At 69.4% G+C, this 18,211-nt stretch carries 15 protein-coding genes; 5 read left to right on the top strand and 10 right to left on the bottom strand.

The genetic code is table 11. From position 1 onward, the window contains the following. Positions 1 to 8 precede the first annotated feature (8 nt). Both ACQ859_RS23720 and ACQ859_RS23715 read right to left on the bottom strand, forming a co-directional pair. The gene (locus ACQ859_RS23720; RefSeq protein WP_431263045.1) at positions 9 to 1,706 is read right to left on the bottom strand and encodes a UDP-N-acetylglucosamine-peptide N-acetylglucosaminyltransferase; all 1,698 of its coding nucleotides are present in this window, start codon (positions 1,704 to 1,706) and stop codon (positions 9 to 11) included. A 19-nt stretch (positions 1,707 to 1,725) separates the two neighbouring features. Next, positions 1,726 to 2,655, bottom strand: coding sequence for a LysR family transcriptional regulator (locus tag ACQ859_RS23715; protein WP_431263044.1), 930 nt, complete (start codon positions 2,653 to 2,655; stop codon positions 1,726 to 1,728). A gap of 190 nt (positions 2,656 to 2,845) precedes the next feature. On the opposite strand from ACQ859_RS23715, the gene ACQ859_RS23710 reads away from it, so the two are divergent. The 5 genes from ACQ859_RS23710 to ACQ859_RS23690 all read left to right on the top strand — a co-directional run bounded on the left by ACQ859_RS23710 (position 2,846) and on the right by ACQ859_RS23690 (position 7,688). Beyond that, positions 2,846 to 4,171: an amidohydrolase family protein gene (locus tag ACQ859_RS23710; RefSeq protein WP_431263043.1), complete on the top strand. Its 1,326-nt coding sequence runs from the start codon at positions 2,846 to 2,848 to the stop codon at positions 4,169 to 4,171. Positions 4,172 to 4,196: 25 nt separating this feature from the next. Further along, positions 4,197 to 5,375: an arabinose transporter gene (locus ACQ859_RS23705; protein WP_431263042.1), complete on the top strand. Its 1,179-nt coding sequence runs from the start codon at positions 4,197 to 4,199 to the stop codon at positions 5,373 to 5,375. Between the two features lie 58 nt (positions 5,376 to 5,433). Further along, a complete protein-coding gene (locus tag ACQ859_RS23700) occupies positions 5,434 to 6,552 on the top strand; it encodes a PA0069 family radical SAM protein (RefSeq protein WP_431263041.1) in 1,119 nt (372 codons plus the stop codon). Between the two features lie 197 nt (positions 6,553 to 6,749). Further along, positions 6,750 to 7,247 carry a hypothetical protein gene (locus ACQ859_RS23695; RefSeq protein WP_431263040.1) on the top strand — a complete coding sequence of 166 codons (498 nt, stop codon included), beginning with the start codon at positions 6,750 to 6,752 and terminating at the stop codon, positions 7,245 to 7,247. A gap of 18 nt (positions 7,248 to 7,265) precedes the next feature. After that, entirely contained in the window at positions 7,266 to 7,688 is a 423-nt protein-coding gene (locus ACQ859_RS23690) for a hypothetical protein (protein ID WP_431263039.1), read from the top strand. On the opposite strand, the gene ACQ859_RS23685 is transcribed toward ACQ859_RS23690, so the two are convergent. From ACQ859_RS23685 to ACQ859_RS23650, 8 genes are all read right to left on the bottom strand, one after another. Beyond that, on the bottom strand, positions 7,689 to 9,389 hold the full coding sequence (locus ACQ859_RS23685; RefSeq protein ID WP_431263038.1) for a phosphoethanolamine transferase: 1,701 nt from the start codon (positions 9,387 to 9,389) through the stop codon (positions 7,689 to 7,691). It lies immediately after the preceding gene. A gap of 107 nt (positions 9,390 to 9,496) precedes the next feature. After that, on the bottom strand, positions 9,497 to 11,140 hold the full coding sequence (locus ACQ859_RS23680; protein ID WP_431263037.1) for a response regulator: 1,644 nt from the start codon (positions 11,138 to 11,140) through the stop codon (positions 9,497 to 9,499). A 176-nt stretch (positions 11,141 to 11,316) separates the two neighbouring features. After that, positions 11,317 to 12,465: a molecular chaperone DnaJ gene (dnaJ, locus tag ACQ859_RS23675; RefSeq protein ID WP_431263036.1), complete on the bottom strand. Its 1,149-nt coding sequence runs from the start codon at positions 12,463 to 12,465 to the stop codon at positions 11,317 to 11,319. A gap of 128 nt (positions 12,466 to 12,593) precedes the next feature. After that, positions 12,594 to 14,573, bottom strand: a complete 1,980-nt coding sequence (gene dnaK / locus ACQ859_RS23670) for a molecular chaperone DnaK (RefSeq protein ID WP_431263035.1) — start codon at positions 14,571 to 14,573, stop codon at positions 12,594 to 12,596. 172 nt (positions 14,574 to 14,745) lie between these two features. Then, positions 14,746 to 15,288, bottom strand: a complete 543-nt coding sequence (gene grpE / locus ACQ859_RS23665) for a nucleotide exchange factor GrpE (RefSeq protein WP_431263034.1) — start codon at positions 15,286 to 15,288, stop codon at positions 14,746 to 14,748. A gap of 281 nt (positions 15,289 to 15,569) precedes the next feature. Further along, entirely contained in the window at positions 15,570 to 16,013 is a 444-nt protein-coding gene (locus ACQ859_RS23660; protein ID WP_431263033.1) for an RNA-binding S4 domain-containing protein, read from the bottom strand. Between the two features lie 27 nt (positions 16,014 to 16,040). Beyond that, positions 16,041 to 17,480: a sensor histidine kinase gene (locus ACQ859_RS23655; protein ID WP_431266639.1), complete on the bottom strand. Its 1,440-nt coding sequence runs from the start codon at positions 17,478 to 17,480 to the stop codon at positions 16,041 to 16,043. A 36-nt stretch (positions 17,481 to 17,516) separates the two neighbouring features. Beyond that, positions 17,517 to 18,209, bottom strand: coding sequence for a response regulator transcription factor (locus tag ACQ859_RS23650; protein WP_431263032.1), 693 nt, complete (start codon positions 18,207 to 18,209; stop codon positions 17,517 to 17,519). Positions 18,210 to 18,211 lie beyond the last annotated feature (2 nt).

Raw genomic sequence — 18,211 nt, 5'->3', positions numbered from 1 at the left:
CCGAGTCCTCAGCCGCCGGCCGGCAAGGCCTCCGGCGGCTGACCCGCCACGGCGCGCGCCCACATGCGCTCGTAGAGCGCTTCCAGATCGCGGGCAAACGCCGGGGAATCGATCCACGCGGGGATCGCCGGTGTTGGCCGCTCCGCGGAACGGACTCGACCTGCGTCTTGGCCGGTCTTGCCGGTCTGGCCAATCTGCTGAACGAGCGCGACGACCCGATCGACGTACGCCTCGGGCGTGTCGCAGACCAGCGCCGGCAGGCCGGCCTGGACGAGCAGGCTCTCCGCCACGCGCGACGCGAAGCCGTCGCCGCGCAGCGTCACGACCGGCACGCCGGCTGCGAGCGCATCGCTGGTCGTCGTGTGCCCGTTGCAGGGCCAGGTGTCGAGCGCGACGTCCGCGGCGGCCAGCCGGTTCCAGTGATCGGCCATGCCCACCGGCGGCATGAAGACGAGCCGGTCCGGCGCGATGCCGCGCGATGCGGCCTCGTCGCGGAGCCGCGCGTCGGCCTGCTCGCCGCCGCTGAGCTGCCACAGCAGCGCCTGCGGCAGCCGATGCAGGATCGCCATCCACGCGTCGAAGACGCTGGGCGTGATCTTCGACACCACGTTCGCCGACAGCAGCACGATCGCCTCGTCCGGCAGGCCGAGTTCGGCGCGCGGTGTCGGTTCGATGCGGCGCGTCGCATCGCCGGGTTGATAGCAGCGCGGCAGCTGCGCGATGTGTTCCGAATAGAACGGCGCATCGCCGAGCGGCGTGACCACGTCGTCGCCGATGACGTAGTCGATGAAGTCCGCCCCGCAGGTGCCGGGGAAACCGAGCCACGCGACCTGCACCGGCGCCGGCCGGGCGGCGAGCGCGGTGAATCGGCTGCCGGCGGTGTGGCCCTTGAGGTCGACCGCGATGTCCACCCCTTCGGACCGCATGCGCGCGGCGATGCCGGCGGGATCGAGATCGCCGACGTCGATGCAGCGCTCGCAGGCCGCGCGGATGCGCTGCTGCAGCGCGGAGCCGTCGTCCGGTCCGTGCGAGAACAGCAGCACCTCGAAGCGTTCGCGATCGCGGCATTCGAGGACCTCCACCATCAGCGCGGCGGTCGCATGCGCATGGAAATCGGAAGACAGGTAGCCGATGCGCAGCGTCGGCTTGGCCACGGCCTTCACCGGCGGCAAGGGCGCGATGCCGCGGCTGAGGAAACGCGTGCTCAGGCGCGCCACCTTCAGCAGATCCGCTGCCGCATGCGGCACGGTGACCAGCGCGAAAGGGACGCCGAACTCGTCGCCGGCGTCGTCGGGCTTGGCCTGGATGACGGCGTGCAGGGCGCGCAGGTTCCCGTCGAAGTCCGACCATCGCGCGCATTGCTGGTCGCCATGCGCCTGGTAGGCCAGCGCCATCACGCTGTCCGGCCGCAGCGCGGCGACGGTGCGGAAGCACTCGGCCGCCTCGGCCTTCATCTGCAGCGACTGCAGCGCGAAGGCGAGCTGCAGGTAGGCGTCGACGTCGTCGATCTTCAGCGCGAGCGCCTGCATCAGCGGCCCGATCGCGTCCTGCACCCGTCCGCTGCGCCGCAGCGATTCGCCCAGGTAGCGTTGCAGCTCGTTCGAGGCGACCTGCGCGTGCGGTTCCAGCAGCGCGACGGCCTCGGCGTAGCGGCCGCAGCCCATCTCGTGGAGGGCGTTGCGCAGCAGGTCTTTCAGGGCATCCATGGGGGACGATTATGGAAGCTCAGGCCGCCGGGCCCGACGGCGCGCAGAGCTCGATGCAGAACGCCATGAACGCCTCCACCGAGGCCGGTGGCAGGCGCCGCGACGGGCGCACGATGTGCAGCGGGAAGGTCTCGCCGGGCCAGTCGGGGAACAGCTCGACCAGCGTGCCGTCCCCGATCAGATGCTCGACGCTCAGGGCCAGGACTTGCGCCACGCCGGCGCCCGCCACGCAGGCCTGCACCATCGCGTCGGCGTCGGTCATCGTCAGCGAGCCCGACGTGGCCACCGTCAGTTGCTCCTTCGCGCGCCCCTTGCCGCGCACGAAGATCCATTCGAACGGCTTGCCGCGCTGCGGGTCGATGTACTGGAGGCAGTCGTGCTTCGCCAGCTCCGGCGGCTTGCGCGGGCGTCCACGCCGGTCCAGGTAGGAGGGCGCCGCGACCGTCAGCACGCGGTTCTCCAGAAGCTGGCGCGAGGTCATCGTCGACGCCGGCTGCGGACCGAAGCGCACCGCCACGTCCACGCCCTCCGCGACCAGATCGCCGCTGCCCGGGAACTGCACCATCGTCAGCGTGAGGTCCGGATAGAGCGCCTGCAGGCGGGGCAGGGCGGGCGCGAGCACGTAGCGCGCGAACAGCGGGTTCAGGCTCACGCGCAGCGCGCCGCGCACGCTGACCGCCGCGCCGGAAACCAGGTTCGCCGCTTCCTCGATGCCTTCCAGGTGCGGCACGGCGTGCTCGTACAGCCGCGCGCCCTCGCCGGTGAGGTGCAGCGAGCGCGTCGTGCGGTCGAGCAGCCGCACACCCAGGCGTTCCTCCAGCCGCGACACCGCGCGGCTCACGCCGGAGGCCGACAGGCCCAGCACCTCGCCGGCCTTGCTGAAGCTGCCCGACTCCACCACCGCGGCCAGCACGCTCATGCCGGCCAGCAGACGTCCGTCGATGCTCATCGTGCCTTCCTCATCTTTGAATTTCAGCAAAGATCATTTGAGCGACTCTACCTTTATCAAAGGTCGTCCGGTTCGCATCATTCGGTCCGTTGCCTCAATCCCGAGTCGATGTCCCCCACGAATCGCCCGACGAATCGTCCAGCGATTCCTCCGCCGATTCCTCCACCGATTTCCTCCAACGGAGTTCCCCATGACCGATCGCGACATGCTCTTCAAGGCCGGCACCGTCATCACGATGGATCCCGCGCTGCCCAACCTGGCCGTCGGCGACGTGCTGGTGCGCGACGGGCGCATCGCCGCCGTCGGCGCGGACCTGCCCGCCGGCGACGCCGAGGTCGTCGACGCCGCCGGCAGCATCGTCATGCCCGGCCTGGTCGACGCGCACCACCACGCGTGGCTGGGCGTGATGCGCCGGCTGATGCCCGACGTCGACGACCTCTTCGCCTACATCGACGTGGTCGCGAGCAAGCTCGGCGCGCACTTCCGCCCGCAGGACATGTACACCAGCACGATGCTGACGGCGGCCGCGTCGCTGGACGCGGGCATCACGACGATCGTCGACGCCTGCCACAGCTCGCGCAGCCCCGAGCACACCGACGCGGCGCTGGCCGCGCTGGCCGCTTCCGGTATCCGGGCGTTGCACATGGTCGGTCCGGCCATGGACAAGGGCGCGTCCTCCGCGCATCTGCCGGGCGACCTGGCGCGTCTGGCGGCGCGCTGGAACGCGGGCGAGAGCCGCGTGCAGGTCGGCCTCTTCGGCCAGCTGAAGCTGGACTGGTGGGAGGTCGCGCGTGGTCTGGACATGCGCATCCTGACCGAGTTCATCGGCGATCTCGCGCAGCTCGGCCCCGAGTTCGCCACGCCCGGCGTGCTCGGCCCGCACAACCTCTTCAACCACTGCACGCGCGTGCCCGCGGCGACCTGGAAGCTGTTCGCCGACGCCGGCGTGAACATCACCGTGAATCCGCGCTCGGATGCGCTGTTCGGTTTCGACGACGAGACCTTCGCCTACCAGGTGGCCGTCGACCACGGCCTGGCGCCCGCGCTGGGCATCGACCTCGACACCGCCTTCGGCAGCGACCTGTTCGGCGAGATGCATGCGCTGTTCCACCAGCAGCGCGCGGCGATGCGCTATCGCCGCTTCCGCGGCGAGTCCGGGGTGCCCGCGCCGATCGGCGTCGCGGAGGTGCTGCGCGCCGCCACCGTCAACGGCGCGCGCGCCGCCGGCATCGAGCACCGTGCCGGCACGCTGACGCCGGGCAAGGCCGCCGACCTGATCATGGTGCGCACCCGCGGCGCGGCCGTGTTCCCGGTGACGAACGCGATCGCCACCATCGTGCAGGCGGTGGAGCGCGCCGACGTCGACACGGTCATGGTCGGCGGGCGCCTGCGCAAGCGCGGCGGCCGGCTGATCGACGTCGACCTCGCGAAGCTGGCGGCGGATGCGGCGTCCTCGCGCGACTTCCTGCTGGACGCCAGCGGGCACCGCGTCGACCTGTTCAAGACGGCCGCCTGATCGCTTCACGACCCTGGGAGTTCCCATGTCCGCCATCGCTTCATCCGCGCCCACCCCCGTGTTGACACGGCCTGCGCCCGGCGTCATCGCGGCGCTGTTCTGCGGCTACCTCGCCGTCGGCCTGCCGCTGCCGGTGCTGCCGCTGTTCATCCATGAGCGGCTCGGCTTCGATGCGCTGACGGTCGGGCTCGTCATCGGCCTGCAGTTCGTCGCCACCGTGCTGACACGCGGCTACGCCGGTCGCCTCGTCGACGGGCAGGGCGGACGGCGCTCGGCGCTGCAGGGTGCGATCGGCTGCGCCTTCGCAGGCCTGCTGTACCTCGTCGCCGCGCTGCCGGGGTGGTCGCCGACGGCCGCGCTGGCCATCGTCGTCGGCGGACGGCTGGTGGCCGGCTTCGGCGAGAGCCAGTTCGTCACCGGTTGCGTGTCGTGGTCCATCGCGTCGGTGGGACCGCAGCGCGCGGGCCTGTCGATGTCGTGGACCGGCATCGCGATGTTCGGCGCGCTCTCGATCGGCGCGCCGATGGGCATGGGGTTGTATCGCGGTCACGGCCTGCCTGCCGTGATGCTCGCGTGCATCGCCGCGCCGCTCGCTGCCTGGGCTGTCGCGCTGGCGGCGCCGTCCTATCGGATGGCCGGCGGCCCGCGCCTGCCGTTCCGGCGCGTGGTGGGGCAGATCTGGCGCCAGGGGCTGGGGCTGACGCTGCAGGGCGTCGGGCTCGCCGGGCTGACCGCGTTCGCGTCGCTGTACTTCGCGGCGCGCGGGTGGGCCCACGCCGGCATCGTGATGACCTGCTTCGGCGTCGGCTTCATCGCGGTGCGGCTGCTGCTCGGGCACCTGCCCGACAAGATCGGGGGACTGCGCGTGGCGCTGTGGTCGCTGGTCGTCGAGGCGATCGGGCAGGGCATGGTCTGGGGCGCGCCCCAGGAAGCCGTCGCGCTGGCCGGCGCCTTCGTGAGCGGCCTGGGCTGCGCGCTGATCTATCCGGCGCTCGGGGTCGAGGCGCTCAAGCGGGTGCCGCCCGCCAGCCGCGGCAGTGCGATCGGCGCGTTCGCGGCCTTCCTCGACATCGCGTACGGGCTGGCCGGGCCGGCGGCCGGCCTGGTGGCGGGGCGCTTCGGCTTCGCGGCGGTGTACCTGCTGGGCGCGCTGGCGGCGCTGCTGGGCGCGGTGCTCGTCGTCACCGGCAGGCAGGAGGGGTGAGCCCGGTGGATGCCGATGGACACTGGCATTCTTCGGCGATACTGTATAAATTGACAGTATGCCGCAAGACACCAAGATCGCTGCCCCGCCGCTGTACCTCCAGGCCGACGCGCTGAAGGGACGGGGCAGCGCCTGGGCGATGCCGCACCGCTTCGAATCGCGCGAGCGCGAGCAGTACGACGACGGCTGGGGCACGCTGGACCAGGAGGCGATCGAGGAGCATGTGGCCCCGAAGACCCAGATCATCGAGGAGCACGCGAAGAAGATCGTCAGCGGCAACCAGTCGCCCGACATCGGCTTCGACCTGTCGATCAATCCGTACCGCGGTTGCGAGCACGGCTGCATCTACTGCTTCGCACGGCCGACGCACAGCTACCTGAACCTGTCGCCGGGCCTGGACTTCGAGACCAAGATCATCGCGAAGGTCAATGCCGCCGAGCGGCTGCGCGAGACGCTGGCCTCGCCCGCGTACAAGCCCGCGCCCATGGTGCTGGGCACGGCGACCGACGCGTACCAGCCGATCGAGCGCAAGCTCGGGATCACGCGCGCCGTCGTGCAGGTGCTGACCGAGGCGCGCCATCCCTTCTCGGTGGTGACGAAATCCAGCGGCATCGAGCGCGACCTGGACCTGATCGTGCCGATGGCGCTCAAGCGGCAGGTGTCGGTCTACCTGTCGGTGACCTCGCTGGACCCGGCGCTGTCGCGCATCCTGGAGCCGCGCGCGGCGTCGCCGCAACGGCGGCTGCAGACGATCAGGGCGCTGGCGGAGGCGGGCGTGCCGGTGGGGGTGAGCGTGTCGCCGGTGATCCCGTTCCTGAACGAGCCGGAGCTGGAACGCATCCTCGAAGCCGCCGCGGAGGCGGGCGCGACGAAGGCCTTCAGCATCCCCTTGCGGCTGCCCTGGGAGGTGGCGCCGCTGTTCCACGACTGGCTGCGGTTGCACCAGCCGGACAAGGCGGCGCGCATCATGGCGAGGCTGCGCGACATGCGCGGCGGCAAGGACAACGATCCGCGCTTCGGCACCCGGTTCACCGGCGAGGGGATCTGGGCCGAGCTGCTGCAGCAGCGGCTGCGCAAGACCTCGCAGCGCCTGGGCCTGGGCCGCGAGCGGCACCAGTTCGACTTCAGCGAGTTCCGCCCGCCGTCGAAGGTGGTGGGGCAGCAGTCGTTGTTCTGAGCGGCGGCAAGACCTGGCCCCTCGTCAGTTGGGCTGGGCAGCCTCGCCGGCAATGACCTTCCTCAGTATGCGCAGGGGGAGTGACCTACCCGGATCAATGCCCCCCGATGAAACGCTCTTCGGAGGGAATGTCTTTCGATCGCATCACGCAGAGACTGGTTGGCATTGAGTCGAGGACTCGCAATGCAGGATATGTGATGACAGTGCAGATCAACTACGTGAATCCGTTCAGCTCGCCGGACGGACTGGTCACGGTCATGGTGCGTCCGGTCCCGACCCCGGAGCAGTTGTCCGAAGGGGATGCCGTGATCGAGCTTCTGAAGGGACCGTCGCTGATCTTTGGTTCTCCGCATCCGCGGAGCGCGACCGACGCGCGTTGCCGACGCTGCAGTTGGGAGACGCTGGATGACGCGTTTGATCAGTTGCAGCGGAGGCACCTCTCGGTGACGCATATCCGTCACCTGATGCATCTGGCCGCGCATTTCATGACGAGGCATGGACTTCGTCGCGGCGGCTCTGCCGTGTTGACGCGGTTCGATCACGACAAGGTCGTCAGCATCCAGTACGAGATGCCAATCCAGGTCACGCATGACGAAGCTCAGGCGTGGACGACGGCATTGTGGGGCGAGCTGTCCTACATCGACATGCTCCAGTCCGGCTTCCTCTTCTCTTTCATCGACGAACCTGCGGCATGAGCCGATTCGGAGGCGCAGATGGCCATTGGTAGCAAAGAGTTGTTTGTCTTCGCGCAGACCTTGAGTGGTGATGGATCGGAGGTGGCGACGCGCGACGCCATCAGCCGCGCGTACTACGCGGCCTTCCATCGGTGCCGAGCCTGGGAGCAATCACTCCCGGAACTCGGTAGCAACGAAGGGCCTGGGGGAGGATCGCATCAGGAGTTGATCAACCGCCTGAAGCATCCTTCAAGGAAATGCGGCGAGATCCTGCGGGACCGTTCGCGGGCCAACGGCACCCAACTGGAGGTCCAACGTGATCGACGCCAACTGGCGGATTACGATCTGGAGGAGGACGTGACGCCTGCGGTCATGCATGACCAACTGAGCCAGGTGCGGCAACTTCTCCGGCGTTGCGATGAACCGCTCCCGGCGACAGCTCCGCCCAAACCTCGGCCGTGATCACCCACGCCGGCAAGCGCCCACCCAATCCCAGTCCTTGCGATAGACCGAAGTCTCCACGCCGCTGAGGCTCAGCACCGTGTGATACAGCCCGTCGTGCGACATCGGCGTATCGCGCCGCTGCGTCAGGCACGCGCTGTCGAGCTTCTGCGATTGCCGCGTCTGCTCCGGCAGCCACAGGATCAGCGGCACATGCTTCTGCTGCTTGGGCGCCAACGCATAAGGCATGCCGTGCAGGAACAGGTTGTTCTCGCCCAGCGATTCGCCGTGGTCCGAGACGTAGAGCAGGCTGGGGTCGAAGCGCTGCTCCTGCGTCCCCAGCCAGTCGATCGCCTTCGCCAGCACATGGTCGGTGTAGGCGATCGTGTTGTCGTAGGCATTGCGGACCTGGTCCAGTTCGCACTGCTGCAGCGCGTTGCTGCGGCACTCGGGCCGGAAGGGCTTGCGGTCGTCCGGGGTGCGCAGGTAATAGGCGGGGCCGTGGCTGCCCATCTGGTGCAGCACCAGCACGACGCCGCGCGCGACGCGCTGCGGATCCAGCGCCGCGATGCGCGCGTCCAGGTCGTGCAGCATCACCTCGTCGAGGCACTCGCCGTCCGCGCGGCACAGCCCCGCGGGGATCGGGTGATCGGGGCGCGCGGGAGTGATGGCCTGGGCATTCGGCACGCGGTCGCAGATGCCCTTGCAGCCCGACTGGTTGTCCAGCCACAGCACCGCCAGGCCGGCGCGCTGCAGCACGTCCATCAGCGTCTGCTGGTTGCCGGGATGATCGACATACACCTCGCGGCCGAGCTGCGAGAACATGCACGGCAGCGAGGCCGCCGTCGACGTGCCGCAGGACGCGACCTCGCGGTAGCTCAGCACCGGCTTCGTCGACAGCTCCGGATTGGTCGGCTTGGCATAGCCGTTGAGCTGGAAGTTCTCGGAGCGCGCCGTTTCGCCGACCACCAGCAGCACCAGCGGCGGCCGTGCGCCCGCGGCACGCGGTGTGAGCTTCGCGTCGGCCGCGACGACCTCGAGCGGCCCCTTGGGCTTCTTCTGCTTCTGCGCGGCCAGCGAGGCGCTCGCCCAGATCGCGTTGATCGGGCTGACCATCTTGGTCAGCGCCTTGTTGTTGCGCAGCGTGGAGGCCAGGTCCGCCGTCCGCGTCGCCGCCAGTCCGACGCCCAGCGCCAGCGCCAAGGCCACGCTCGCGAGGTTCCATCCCAGCCGCTTGAACCAGCGCTTGTCCGTCAGGCGCTGCCGCCAGATCCAGACCAGCGGGATCAGCGCGATCACCGCGACGTGCGCGGCCAGGCCCCAACCGATCAGATCGCGGGTCTCCCGCACATCGGTCTGCAGCGCGTTGGTGATCATCGTGCTGTCGATGATCACGCCGTAGCTGCCGATGAAGTAGGCCAGCGGCGCCGTCATCAGGAGCATCAGCGTCAGCAGCGGCTTCACCGCGACACGCCAGGCCAGCAGGCTGAACACGGCGGCGAGCACCATGATCACGATGCCGGCGAAGACGATGACGAACAGCTTGCCCGACGCGCCGGCGTAGTCCGGCATGCCCCACATCCGCTGCCACAGCGGCCAGTTGCCGAGCACACCGATCCAAAGCGCGGTCAGCCACGTCAATGCCAGCGGAGAACGGGCGCGCACGGTGCCCGCGGCGGCGGCCTCGCGAGGGCGCGAGGTCGAGGAATCGGAGAACGGCATCTTGTTGTGTCAGGCCGGCAAAAAGAAACCGGCCCTTGTAGTTGTCGTACCTGAAGCTTCCCTGAAGCATCCCTGGGCGTTGCCGCAGCTTAGCCCGGGATGCGCGGTCATCCCCGCAAGGCCATGCCGCCGCCTCGGGCGGCCTTCAGCCCCTGGCCGCTGGCCTGCACATAGCGGCGTTGCAGTTCCTCGATCCTGGGCTCCAGCGCGCCGGGGTCGGTCATCCGCTCCCGGTAACGCTTGAGGACCAGCGCCGCCATGTCGATCAGCTTGGCATTGAGCGTGTGCGTGCCTTGTTCCACCAGCAGCTGCACGCCGGTCTGCGCGTCGCCTCGCATCGCATGCCGCATCGCCGTCTCGGAGATCGCGAACACCCGCGCATTCGCATCGCGCAGCAGTTGCGTGCTGGGTTCATGGCTCTCGGCCATGCTGATCAGCACCTCGGTCGCCGACTTCGAACTGCAGAAACGCAACCCGAGCTGGTTCATCAGCGTCTCCATCTCGCTGAGCTCGATGTCCTGCCGCGCCATGCGCACCCACAGCGCGACCAGCAGGCTCGCGGCCTCGAGGTCGAAGTCCGGGTCCGCGGCGCGCCGCGCGAACTGACGCGCCAGCGTCAGCGCGTCCGCCAGCTTGCGGTCCAGCAGGAGCCGCAGGCCCTGCATCAGCACGTCGAAGCCTTGCAGGCGCTGGTCGCGCGGCGCGCGTTCCATGGCCTGCATCAGCGCATCCATCGTGTACTTGAGGCCCTTGCTGTCCTTCGCGTCGAAACGCATCAGCGCGATCAGGGCCAGGCTGTGCGCATCGAACAGCTTGGACCGCAGGCCCTGCGCCACGCTGCGTTCGAGCATCTTGAGCGCCTCATCGCGCTGCCCCGCGTAGAAGGCCAGCGTGCCGCAATGCTGCTGGCGCAGGAGGCAGCCCGGTGTCAGCGTCGCGGCGGTGCGGTAGGTCGCGAGCGCGGCGTCGATCTCGCCTTGCTCCATCTGCACGCGGCCCATCAGGTCGTAGCTGTCGGCCTGGTCGGGCATGTCGCCGATCAGGGTCTCCAGCGTCCGGCGCGCGGCGCTCAGGTTGCCGCCGGCGACCTCGGTCCGCGCCACGCCCAGCCGCGCCCACGGCACGGTGCGCGCGGCGATGATGGCCTCGTACAGCTCGCGGGCCTCGGTGTGGCGTTCCAGGCGCAGCAGCAGTTCCGCGCCGATGCGCGCGGCGTACAGCCAGTAGGTCGCCTTCCGCTGGAAACGCGCCAGGCACAGGTCCGCCGCGTGGCCGAAATCCTTCGCGTCGATGGCCTCGAAGATGTCCTTGAGCTCCACCTTGCGATGCCGCGCGTTGGCCAGCCGGTCGGCCAGCGCCGTGGTCGTGTAGGGCTTGACGAGGTAGGCGTCCAGCGCCGCCTCCGCGGCCTCGGCGACCTTCGCGTAGGAGGCCTCGCCGGTGACCATGACGAAGACGGTGGAGTAGGGGAGCAGCTGCTCGCGCCGCAGCTCGTCCAGCAGGTCCTGCCCCGACATCTCGGAGCCGTCGAAGTAGTAGTCGCAGATGACGATGTCGTAGGGCTGCGTCTCCAGGATCACGCGGGCGTCCCGCACGCGCGTGGTCTGCCGCACGTGGCCGACGCCGAGTTCGCGCAACTGCGCCGTCATCAGGCTGCGCGAGTTCGCGTTGCTGTCGATGACCAGCGCTTGCGTCTTTCCGAGCGTGCCGGCGAGCGTCATGGCCGTGGCCCCGCCAAGGCGCGCGCCCATGTGAAAAAGCCCGCCTCCGAAGAGAGCGGGCCGGCAGCACCCCAACGAATTGTGCGAATGTCGTCAACCACCGACCGATTGTCGGTCTGGCGGCGACCGCCGGTCCCCCGGGTTTGCGTGGGTGGCCGGCGCGATTCGCGAGTCGTGACCGGGGTTTGCGTGTCGCTGTTGGCGATTTACTTGAAGAGGTCCTTGACCCGGTCGGTCCAGCTCTTCGCGTTGGGCGAGTGGCGCTCGCCGCCGTCCTTCAGGCTCTTGTCGAGTTCCTTCAGCAGCTTGCGCTGATGCTCGGTCAGCTTGACCGGCGTCTCGATGCTGATGTGGCAGTACAGGTCGCCCGGATAACTCGAGCGCACGCCCTTGATGCCCTTGCCGCGCAGGCGGAAGGTCTTGCCGTGCTGCGTGCCTTCGGGGAGCTCGATCTCGGCCTTGCCGCCCAGCGTCGGCACCTCGATCGTGCCGCCCAGCGCCGCCGTCGTGATCGACACCGGCATCGTGCAGTGCAGGTCGTCGCCGTCGCGCTCGAAGATGTCGTGCTGCTTGATGCGGATCTCGATGTAGAGATCGCCCGACGGACCGCCGTTCACGCCCGGCTCGCCGTTGCCGGCCGAGCGGATGCGCATGCCTTCGTTGATGCCGGCCGGGATCTTGACTTCCAGCGTCTTGGTCTTCTTGATCTTGCCGGCGCCGTTGCAGGTGGTGCAGGGCTCGGGAATGATCTTGCCGGTGCCGTGGCAGTGCGGGCAGGTCTGCTGGATGCTGAAGAAGCCCTGGCGCATGTGCACCGTGCCGCTGCCGCCGCAGGAGCCGCAGGTCTTGGCGCTGGTGCCGGGTTTTGCGCCGCTGCCCTTGCAGGTCTCGCAGCCTTCCCAGGACGGGATGCGGATCTGCGTTTCCTTGCCGCGCGCGGCTTCCTCCAGCGTGATCTCCATCGCGTAGCTCAGGTCGCTGCCGCGATAGACCTGCTGGCCGCCACCCTGGCGACGGCCGCCGCCGCCCTGCTGGCCGAACAGGTCGCCGAAGATGTCGCCGAAGGCCTCCGCGAAGCCGCCGAAACCTTCGCCGCCCTGGCCGCCCCGGAAGCCCTGGTTCGGATCCACGCCCGCGTGGCCGTACTGGTCGTAGGCGGCCCGCTTCTGGCCGTCCGAGAGCATCTCGTAGGCTTCCTTGGTTTCCTTGAACTTGTCCTCGGCTTCCTTGGCACCGTCGCCCTGATTGCGGTCAGGGTGGTACTTCATCGCGAGCTTGCGATAGGCCTTCTTGATGTCCTCTTCGCTGGCGTTCTTGGCGACGCCCAGGACTTCGTAATAGTCACGCTTTGCCATGGATCTTCCCGAGAGGACTAAGGGCCTCAAACCAGAGCGCCGCGCGAGGCTGGCGGCCCCGCGCGGCGGCTGTCAATCGACAGCATGAGCCGTTCGCGATGCCGACCCCGGGTCGGCATGCGCGGCGCTTACTTCGAGTCCTTGACTTCCTTGAACTCGGCGTCCACGACGTTGTCGTCGGCCGGCTTGGCCGAAGCCTGCGCACCGGCGGCTTCCGCGTGCTCGGCACCCGCGCCCGCGGCACCCGCCGCGCCCGCGCCGGCCGCCGCCTGGGCGGCCTGCGCCTCGGCGTAGACCTTCTCGCCCAGCTTCTGGCTGGCGGTCATCAGCGCTTCGGTCTTGGCGTCGATGTCGGCCTTGTCCTCGCCCTTGATGGCCTCTTCCAGGTCCTTGACCGCGGCTTCGATCTTTTCCTTCTCGCCGGCGTCCAGCTTGTCGCCGTGCTCGGTCAGCGACTTCTGCACCGAATGCACCAGACCGTCGGCCTGGTTCTTCGCCTGCACCAGCTCGACCTTCTTCTTGTCCTCGGCGGCGTTGGCCTCGGCGTCCTTCACCATCTTCTCGATCTCGGCCTCGGACAGGCCGGAGTTCGCCTTGATGGTGATCTTGTTTTCCTTGCCGGTGCCCTTGTCCTTGGCGCCGACGTGCAGGATGCCGTTGGCGTCGATGTCGAAGCTGACCTCGATCTGCGGCAGGCCGCGCGGCGCCGGCGGGATGCCTTCGAGGTTGAACTCGCCCAGGCTCTTGTTGGCCTGTGCCAGTTCACGCTCGCCCTGGTAGACCTTGATGGTCACGGCGGGCTGGCTGTCCTCGGCGGTCGAGAAGGTCTGCGCGAACTTGGTCGGGATGGTCGTGTTCTTCTTGATCATCTTCGTCATCACGCCGCCCAGGGTCTCGATGCCCAGGCTCAGCGGGGTGACGTCCAGCAGCAGCACGTCGGTGCGTTCGCCGCCCAGGACCTGGCCCTGGATCGCGGCGCCGACGGCCACGGCCTCATCGGGGTTCACGTCCTTGCGCGGGTCCTTGCCGAAGAACTCCTTGACCTTCTCCTGCACCTTGGGCATGCGCGACATGCCGCCGACCAGGATGACGTCGTCGATCTCGCCGACCGACACGCCCGCGTCCTTGATCGCGGTGCGGCAGGGGGCGATGGTGCGCTCGATCAGCTCGTCCACCAGCGACTCCAGCTTGGCGCGGGTCAGCTTGATGTTCAGGTGCTTCGGACCGGTGGCGTCGGCCGTGATGTACGGCAGGTTGACGTCGGTCTGCGACGAGTTGGACAGCTCGATCTTGGCCTTCTCGGCGGCTTCCTTCAGGCGCTGCAGGGCCAGCACGTCCTTGGTCAGGTCGACGCCCTGTTCCTTTTTGAACTCGCCGATGATGTAGTCGATGATGCGCTGGTCGAAATCCTCGCCGCCCAGGAAGGTGTCGCCGTTGGTGGACAGCACTTCGAACTGCTTCTCGCCGTCGACGTCCGCGATCTCGATGATGGAGATGTCGAAGGTGCCGCCGCCCAGGTCGAACACGGCGATCTTGCGGTCACCCGCGCCGTGCTTGTCCAGGCCGAAGGCCAGGGCCGCGGCGGTGGGCTCGTTGATGATGCGCTTGACGTCCAGGCCGGCGATGCGGCCGGCGTCCTTGGTCGCCTGACGCTGCGCGTCGTTGAAGTAGGCCGGCACCGTGATGACGGCTTCGGTCACTTCCTCGCCGAGGTAGTCCTCGGCCGTCTTCTTCATCTTGCGCAGGACTTCCGCGGAGACCTGCGGGGGCGCCAGCTTCTTGCCGCGCACTTCCACCCACGCGTCGCCGTTGTCGGCGGCGGCGATGGTGTAGGGCATCAGGTCGATGTCCTTCTGGACTTCCTTTTCCTGGAACTTGCGGCCGATCAGGCGCTTCACCGCGTACAGCGTGTTGCGCGGGTTGGTCACGGCCTGGCGCTTGGCCGAGGCGCCGACCAGCACTTCGCCGTCTTCCTGGTACGCAATGATCGACGGGGTGGTGCGGGCGCCTTCCGCGTTCTCGATGACGCGGGTGGTGTTGCCTTCCATGACCGCGACGCACGAGTTGGTCGTGCCCAGGTCGATGCCGATGATCTTCTTCTTAGCCATGTGGTGCTCCTGAATTTGAAAACTGGCGGAACGGTCAGCGGGGAGGCCCCTGAGGCTCAGCGGATGAGCGGCTGAAACAACGTTCCGGGATGCTTCTGATCTGTGGATAACTTGCCCGGGTTCAAGGCCCCGGATCTTTTTTCAGCGTGCTTTTTGAACCGGTACCGGCCGCTCACTTCGGGGCGGTCACGGTGACCAGCGCCGGGCGCAGCACCCGGTCGGCGATCAGGAAGCCCTTCTGCAGCACGGTCACGACCGTGTTCGGGTCCTGCTCGGCCGGGACCACCGAGATGGCCTGGTGCTGGTGGGGGTCGAACTTCGTGCCGGAGGCCGGGTTGATCTCCACCACCTTGTTGCGCTCCAGCGCCGACTGCAGCTGGCGCAGCGTCGCGTGCACGCCCTGCAGCACCTGGTCGACGCTGGCGTCGGGCAGGGCGATCGCGGCGGACAGGCTGTCCATCACCGGCAGCATGGCCTCGGCGAAGCCCTCGACGGCGAACTTGCGGGCCTTGGTCGTGTCGTCCTCGCCGCGGCGGCGGGTGTTCTCGACCTCGGCCTTGGCGCGCAGGTAGGCGTCGGACATCTCGGCCAGGCGGCGCTCGGTGTCGGCGAGCCGGGCCTCGAGCGTTTCGGGCACCGCGGCGGCGGCCGCGGCAGCAGCTTGCTGGGTCAGTTCGTCCAGCGTCGGATCAGGTTGTTGGTTGTCAGTCGTCATGGTTGGAATGCCCCAATACGGATGCCCGGCTCCTCTTCGGAAGCGCGGCCGGCCTCTGTGAGAACCAGCGTGCGTCGGGCGACCCGCCGCATCTGGGGCCCATGGCCGGAACTTCAAGAGGGTGATTTTCGCATCCGTGCGCGGGCAAACCCCGGGCCTGCTATCGGCGCCCGCGAAGCGCGGGCGTTTGGTGAGCCGCTGGGGGCGCTCGGTGGGTCATTCCGCGGCGTCCCCGGGCCGGGGACGCCTGCCGCTGGCGGGCCTGTCCGGGTCCGGCGGCGTCAATCCAGGCTGGCGGACCAGCGGTTCCAGTCCGCGAGGCGGCGCCGGTCCTGCTTCGTCGGGCGGCCCTGCTCGATGGCGTCGGCCGGCTCGGGCGCGAGGCGGCGCGCCTCGGCGGCACGCTCGCGGGCGGCGACGCTGTCGGGCGTCTCCTCGTACAGCGTCTGCGCCACCGGCGCGGGACCGCGCACGCCGCTGATGCCGGCCACCTTCACTTCGCGGTCGACCTGGCCCTGGCGCAGCTTGACCAGGTCGCCGACACGCACCTCGCGCGAGGCCTTCGCCGCCTGCCCGTTGATGGTGACGCGGCCCTTGCCGATCTCGTCGACGGCGATCGAGCGGGTCTTGAAGAAACGCGCCGCCCAGAGCCACTTGTCCAGGCGCACGCCGTCGGCTCCGGTGGCGCCGGCCGGCGGGGAAGGGGATCGGGAGGAGGAAGACATCGGGGGGCGGATTGTCCTATGCGGAATTCAGGGGGCGATCGGGTCGGACGATGGTGCCGCCGGCAGCCGGACCACGGCGTCCAGCCCGGCGATGACCCCATCCTGCTCGCGGTTGTCCAGCGACAGCGTGCCGCCCAGGGACCCCACGATCTCCCGGCAGATGGCAAGCCCGAGGCCCGAGCCTCCGCCGGCACCCGCCGCGAACGGCTGGCCGAGCTTGGGCCGGAGTGCCGCCGCAATGCCGGGGCCGCTGTCGGCGATGCGCAGTTCGACGCCGTGGCCCGTGCCCGTACCGGCGGCCCCGGCGTCGACGTCCCGCGCGCGCGCCGTCACGCGCAGCTCCAGCCGGCCGCCGCGCGGGCAATGCCGCAGCGCGTTGTGCAGCAGGTTGCGCACGAGCTCCCGCAGCGCCCATTCATGGCCGCGCACCGGCGCGGGCTCGGTGATCAGCTCGAAGTCGAGTTCCGCGTCGGCGATCAGCGGCGCGAGGTCGAGCGCCACCTCGCGCACCGTCTCCGCCAGGTCCAGCCGCGGCGGATCGCCCTGCTGGCGCAACTGCTCGACCTTGGCCAGCGCCAGCATCTGGTTGGCGAGCGCGGTGGCGCCGTCCACGGTGGCGCCGATCTCGTCGATCGCCTGCGTCAGCGGCAGGTCGCCGCGGCGCGCCGACTGCACCTGCGCCTTGAGCACCGCCAGCGGCGTGCGCAGCTGGTGCGAGGTGTCGCGCACGAAGCGCTTCTGATGCGCGAACAGGCCGGCCTGCCGATGCCAGGCCTCGTTGATCGCGACCACCAGCGGCGCGAGCTCCGCCGGCACGCCGGGCATCGGGATCGGACTGAGGTCGTCGTCCGCGCGCGCGCCGATCGAGCGGCTCAGCTCCCGCACCGGCCAGGTCGCGAAGAGCACCACGCCCCAGACCACGATCGCGATCACGGCCAGCAGCGCGGCCTGCCGCCACAGCGTCGAGATCAGCACCTGGCGGGCCAGCGTGCGCCGGATCTCCAGCGTCTCCGCGACCTGGATGGTCGCGACGCCCAGGCCGGCCTCGCCCGACACCGGCTGCTTGAGCACGGCGACGCGGACCTCTTCGCCCTGGTAGACGTCGTCGTAGAAATCGACCAGCGCGGCATACGCGCCGCGCGCGGGCAGCTTGCCGTGCCAGGCGGGCAGGTCGTCGAAGCCCGACACCCACTCGCCGCGGAAGCCGGTGACGCGATAGAACATGCGGCTGCGGTTGTCGGCTTCGAAGGCCTCGAGCGCCGCGTAGGGGACCTCGGAGACCAGGTGCGGATCCTCGCGCGTGCCGTGCACGTCGAGCTGCTCGCCGATGGTCTTCGCCGAGGCGAGCAGCGTGCGGTCGTAGGCCGTGTCGATGGCCCTGAGCGCGTCCTCGTAGAGCCGGTGCGCGTTGGCGGCGATCAGCAGGCCGACCGGCACCAGGATGCCCACCATCAGGCGGCTGCGCATCGAGGACAGCTTGATCACTCCGCGCACGCCGCCCACTCAGTCCGGCGCCTTGAGCAGGTAGCCCAGGCCGCGCAGCGTCACCAGCCGCGCGCCGTCCGCGGGCAGCCGCTTGCGCAGCCGGTAGGCCACGACCTCGACCGCGTCGGGCTGCACGTCGAGGTCGTCGGCGAAGACGATCTCCGTCAGCCGCTCCTTGGCGACCGCCTGGCCCGGCCGCGCCAGCAGCGCGCGCAGCAGCGCGGCCTCGCGCGGCGGCAGGTCCAGCGGCAGCCCGAGGTGGTAGATCGCGCCGCTGTCGGCGTCCACGCGCAGGCCGTGGAAGGACTCGTCCTCGTGCGCGCCCGCGCCGGCGGCCGAACCTGATGCGCCGCGGCTGCGCCGGGCGAGGGCGCGCACGCGGGCCTCGAGTTCATCGAGATCGAAAGGCTTGGGCAGGTAGTCGTCGGCGCCGATGTTCAGGCCCAGGATGCGGTCGCCGACGGTGCCTCGCGCGGTCAGGATGATCACCGGCGTCGTGAGCTGCTCGGCGCGCGCGGCCGACAGCAGTTCCAGCCCGTCGATGTCGGGCAGCGACAGGTCCAGCAGCACGACGTCCGGCGGCGACGCGCGCCAGCGCTCGAGCACCGCGCGGCCCTCGGTGAACCCGTGCACCTGGATGCCGCGGCGCTCGAACGACCGCGCCACCGTGGTCTGCAGCGCGGCGTTGTCCTCGACGAAAAACAGCCTCATGG

The sequence above is a fragment of the Roseateles chitinivorans genome (genome assembly GCF_050632235.1).
Classification (GTDB): Bacteria; Pseudomonadota; Gammaproteobacteria; order Burkholderiales; family Burkholderiaceae_C; genus Roseateles; species Roseateles chitinivorans_A.
The sequence above is the reverse complement of the archived record's forward strand: the minus strand, read 5'-3'. Positions and strand labels throughout refer to the sequence as shown.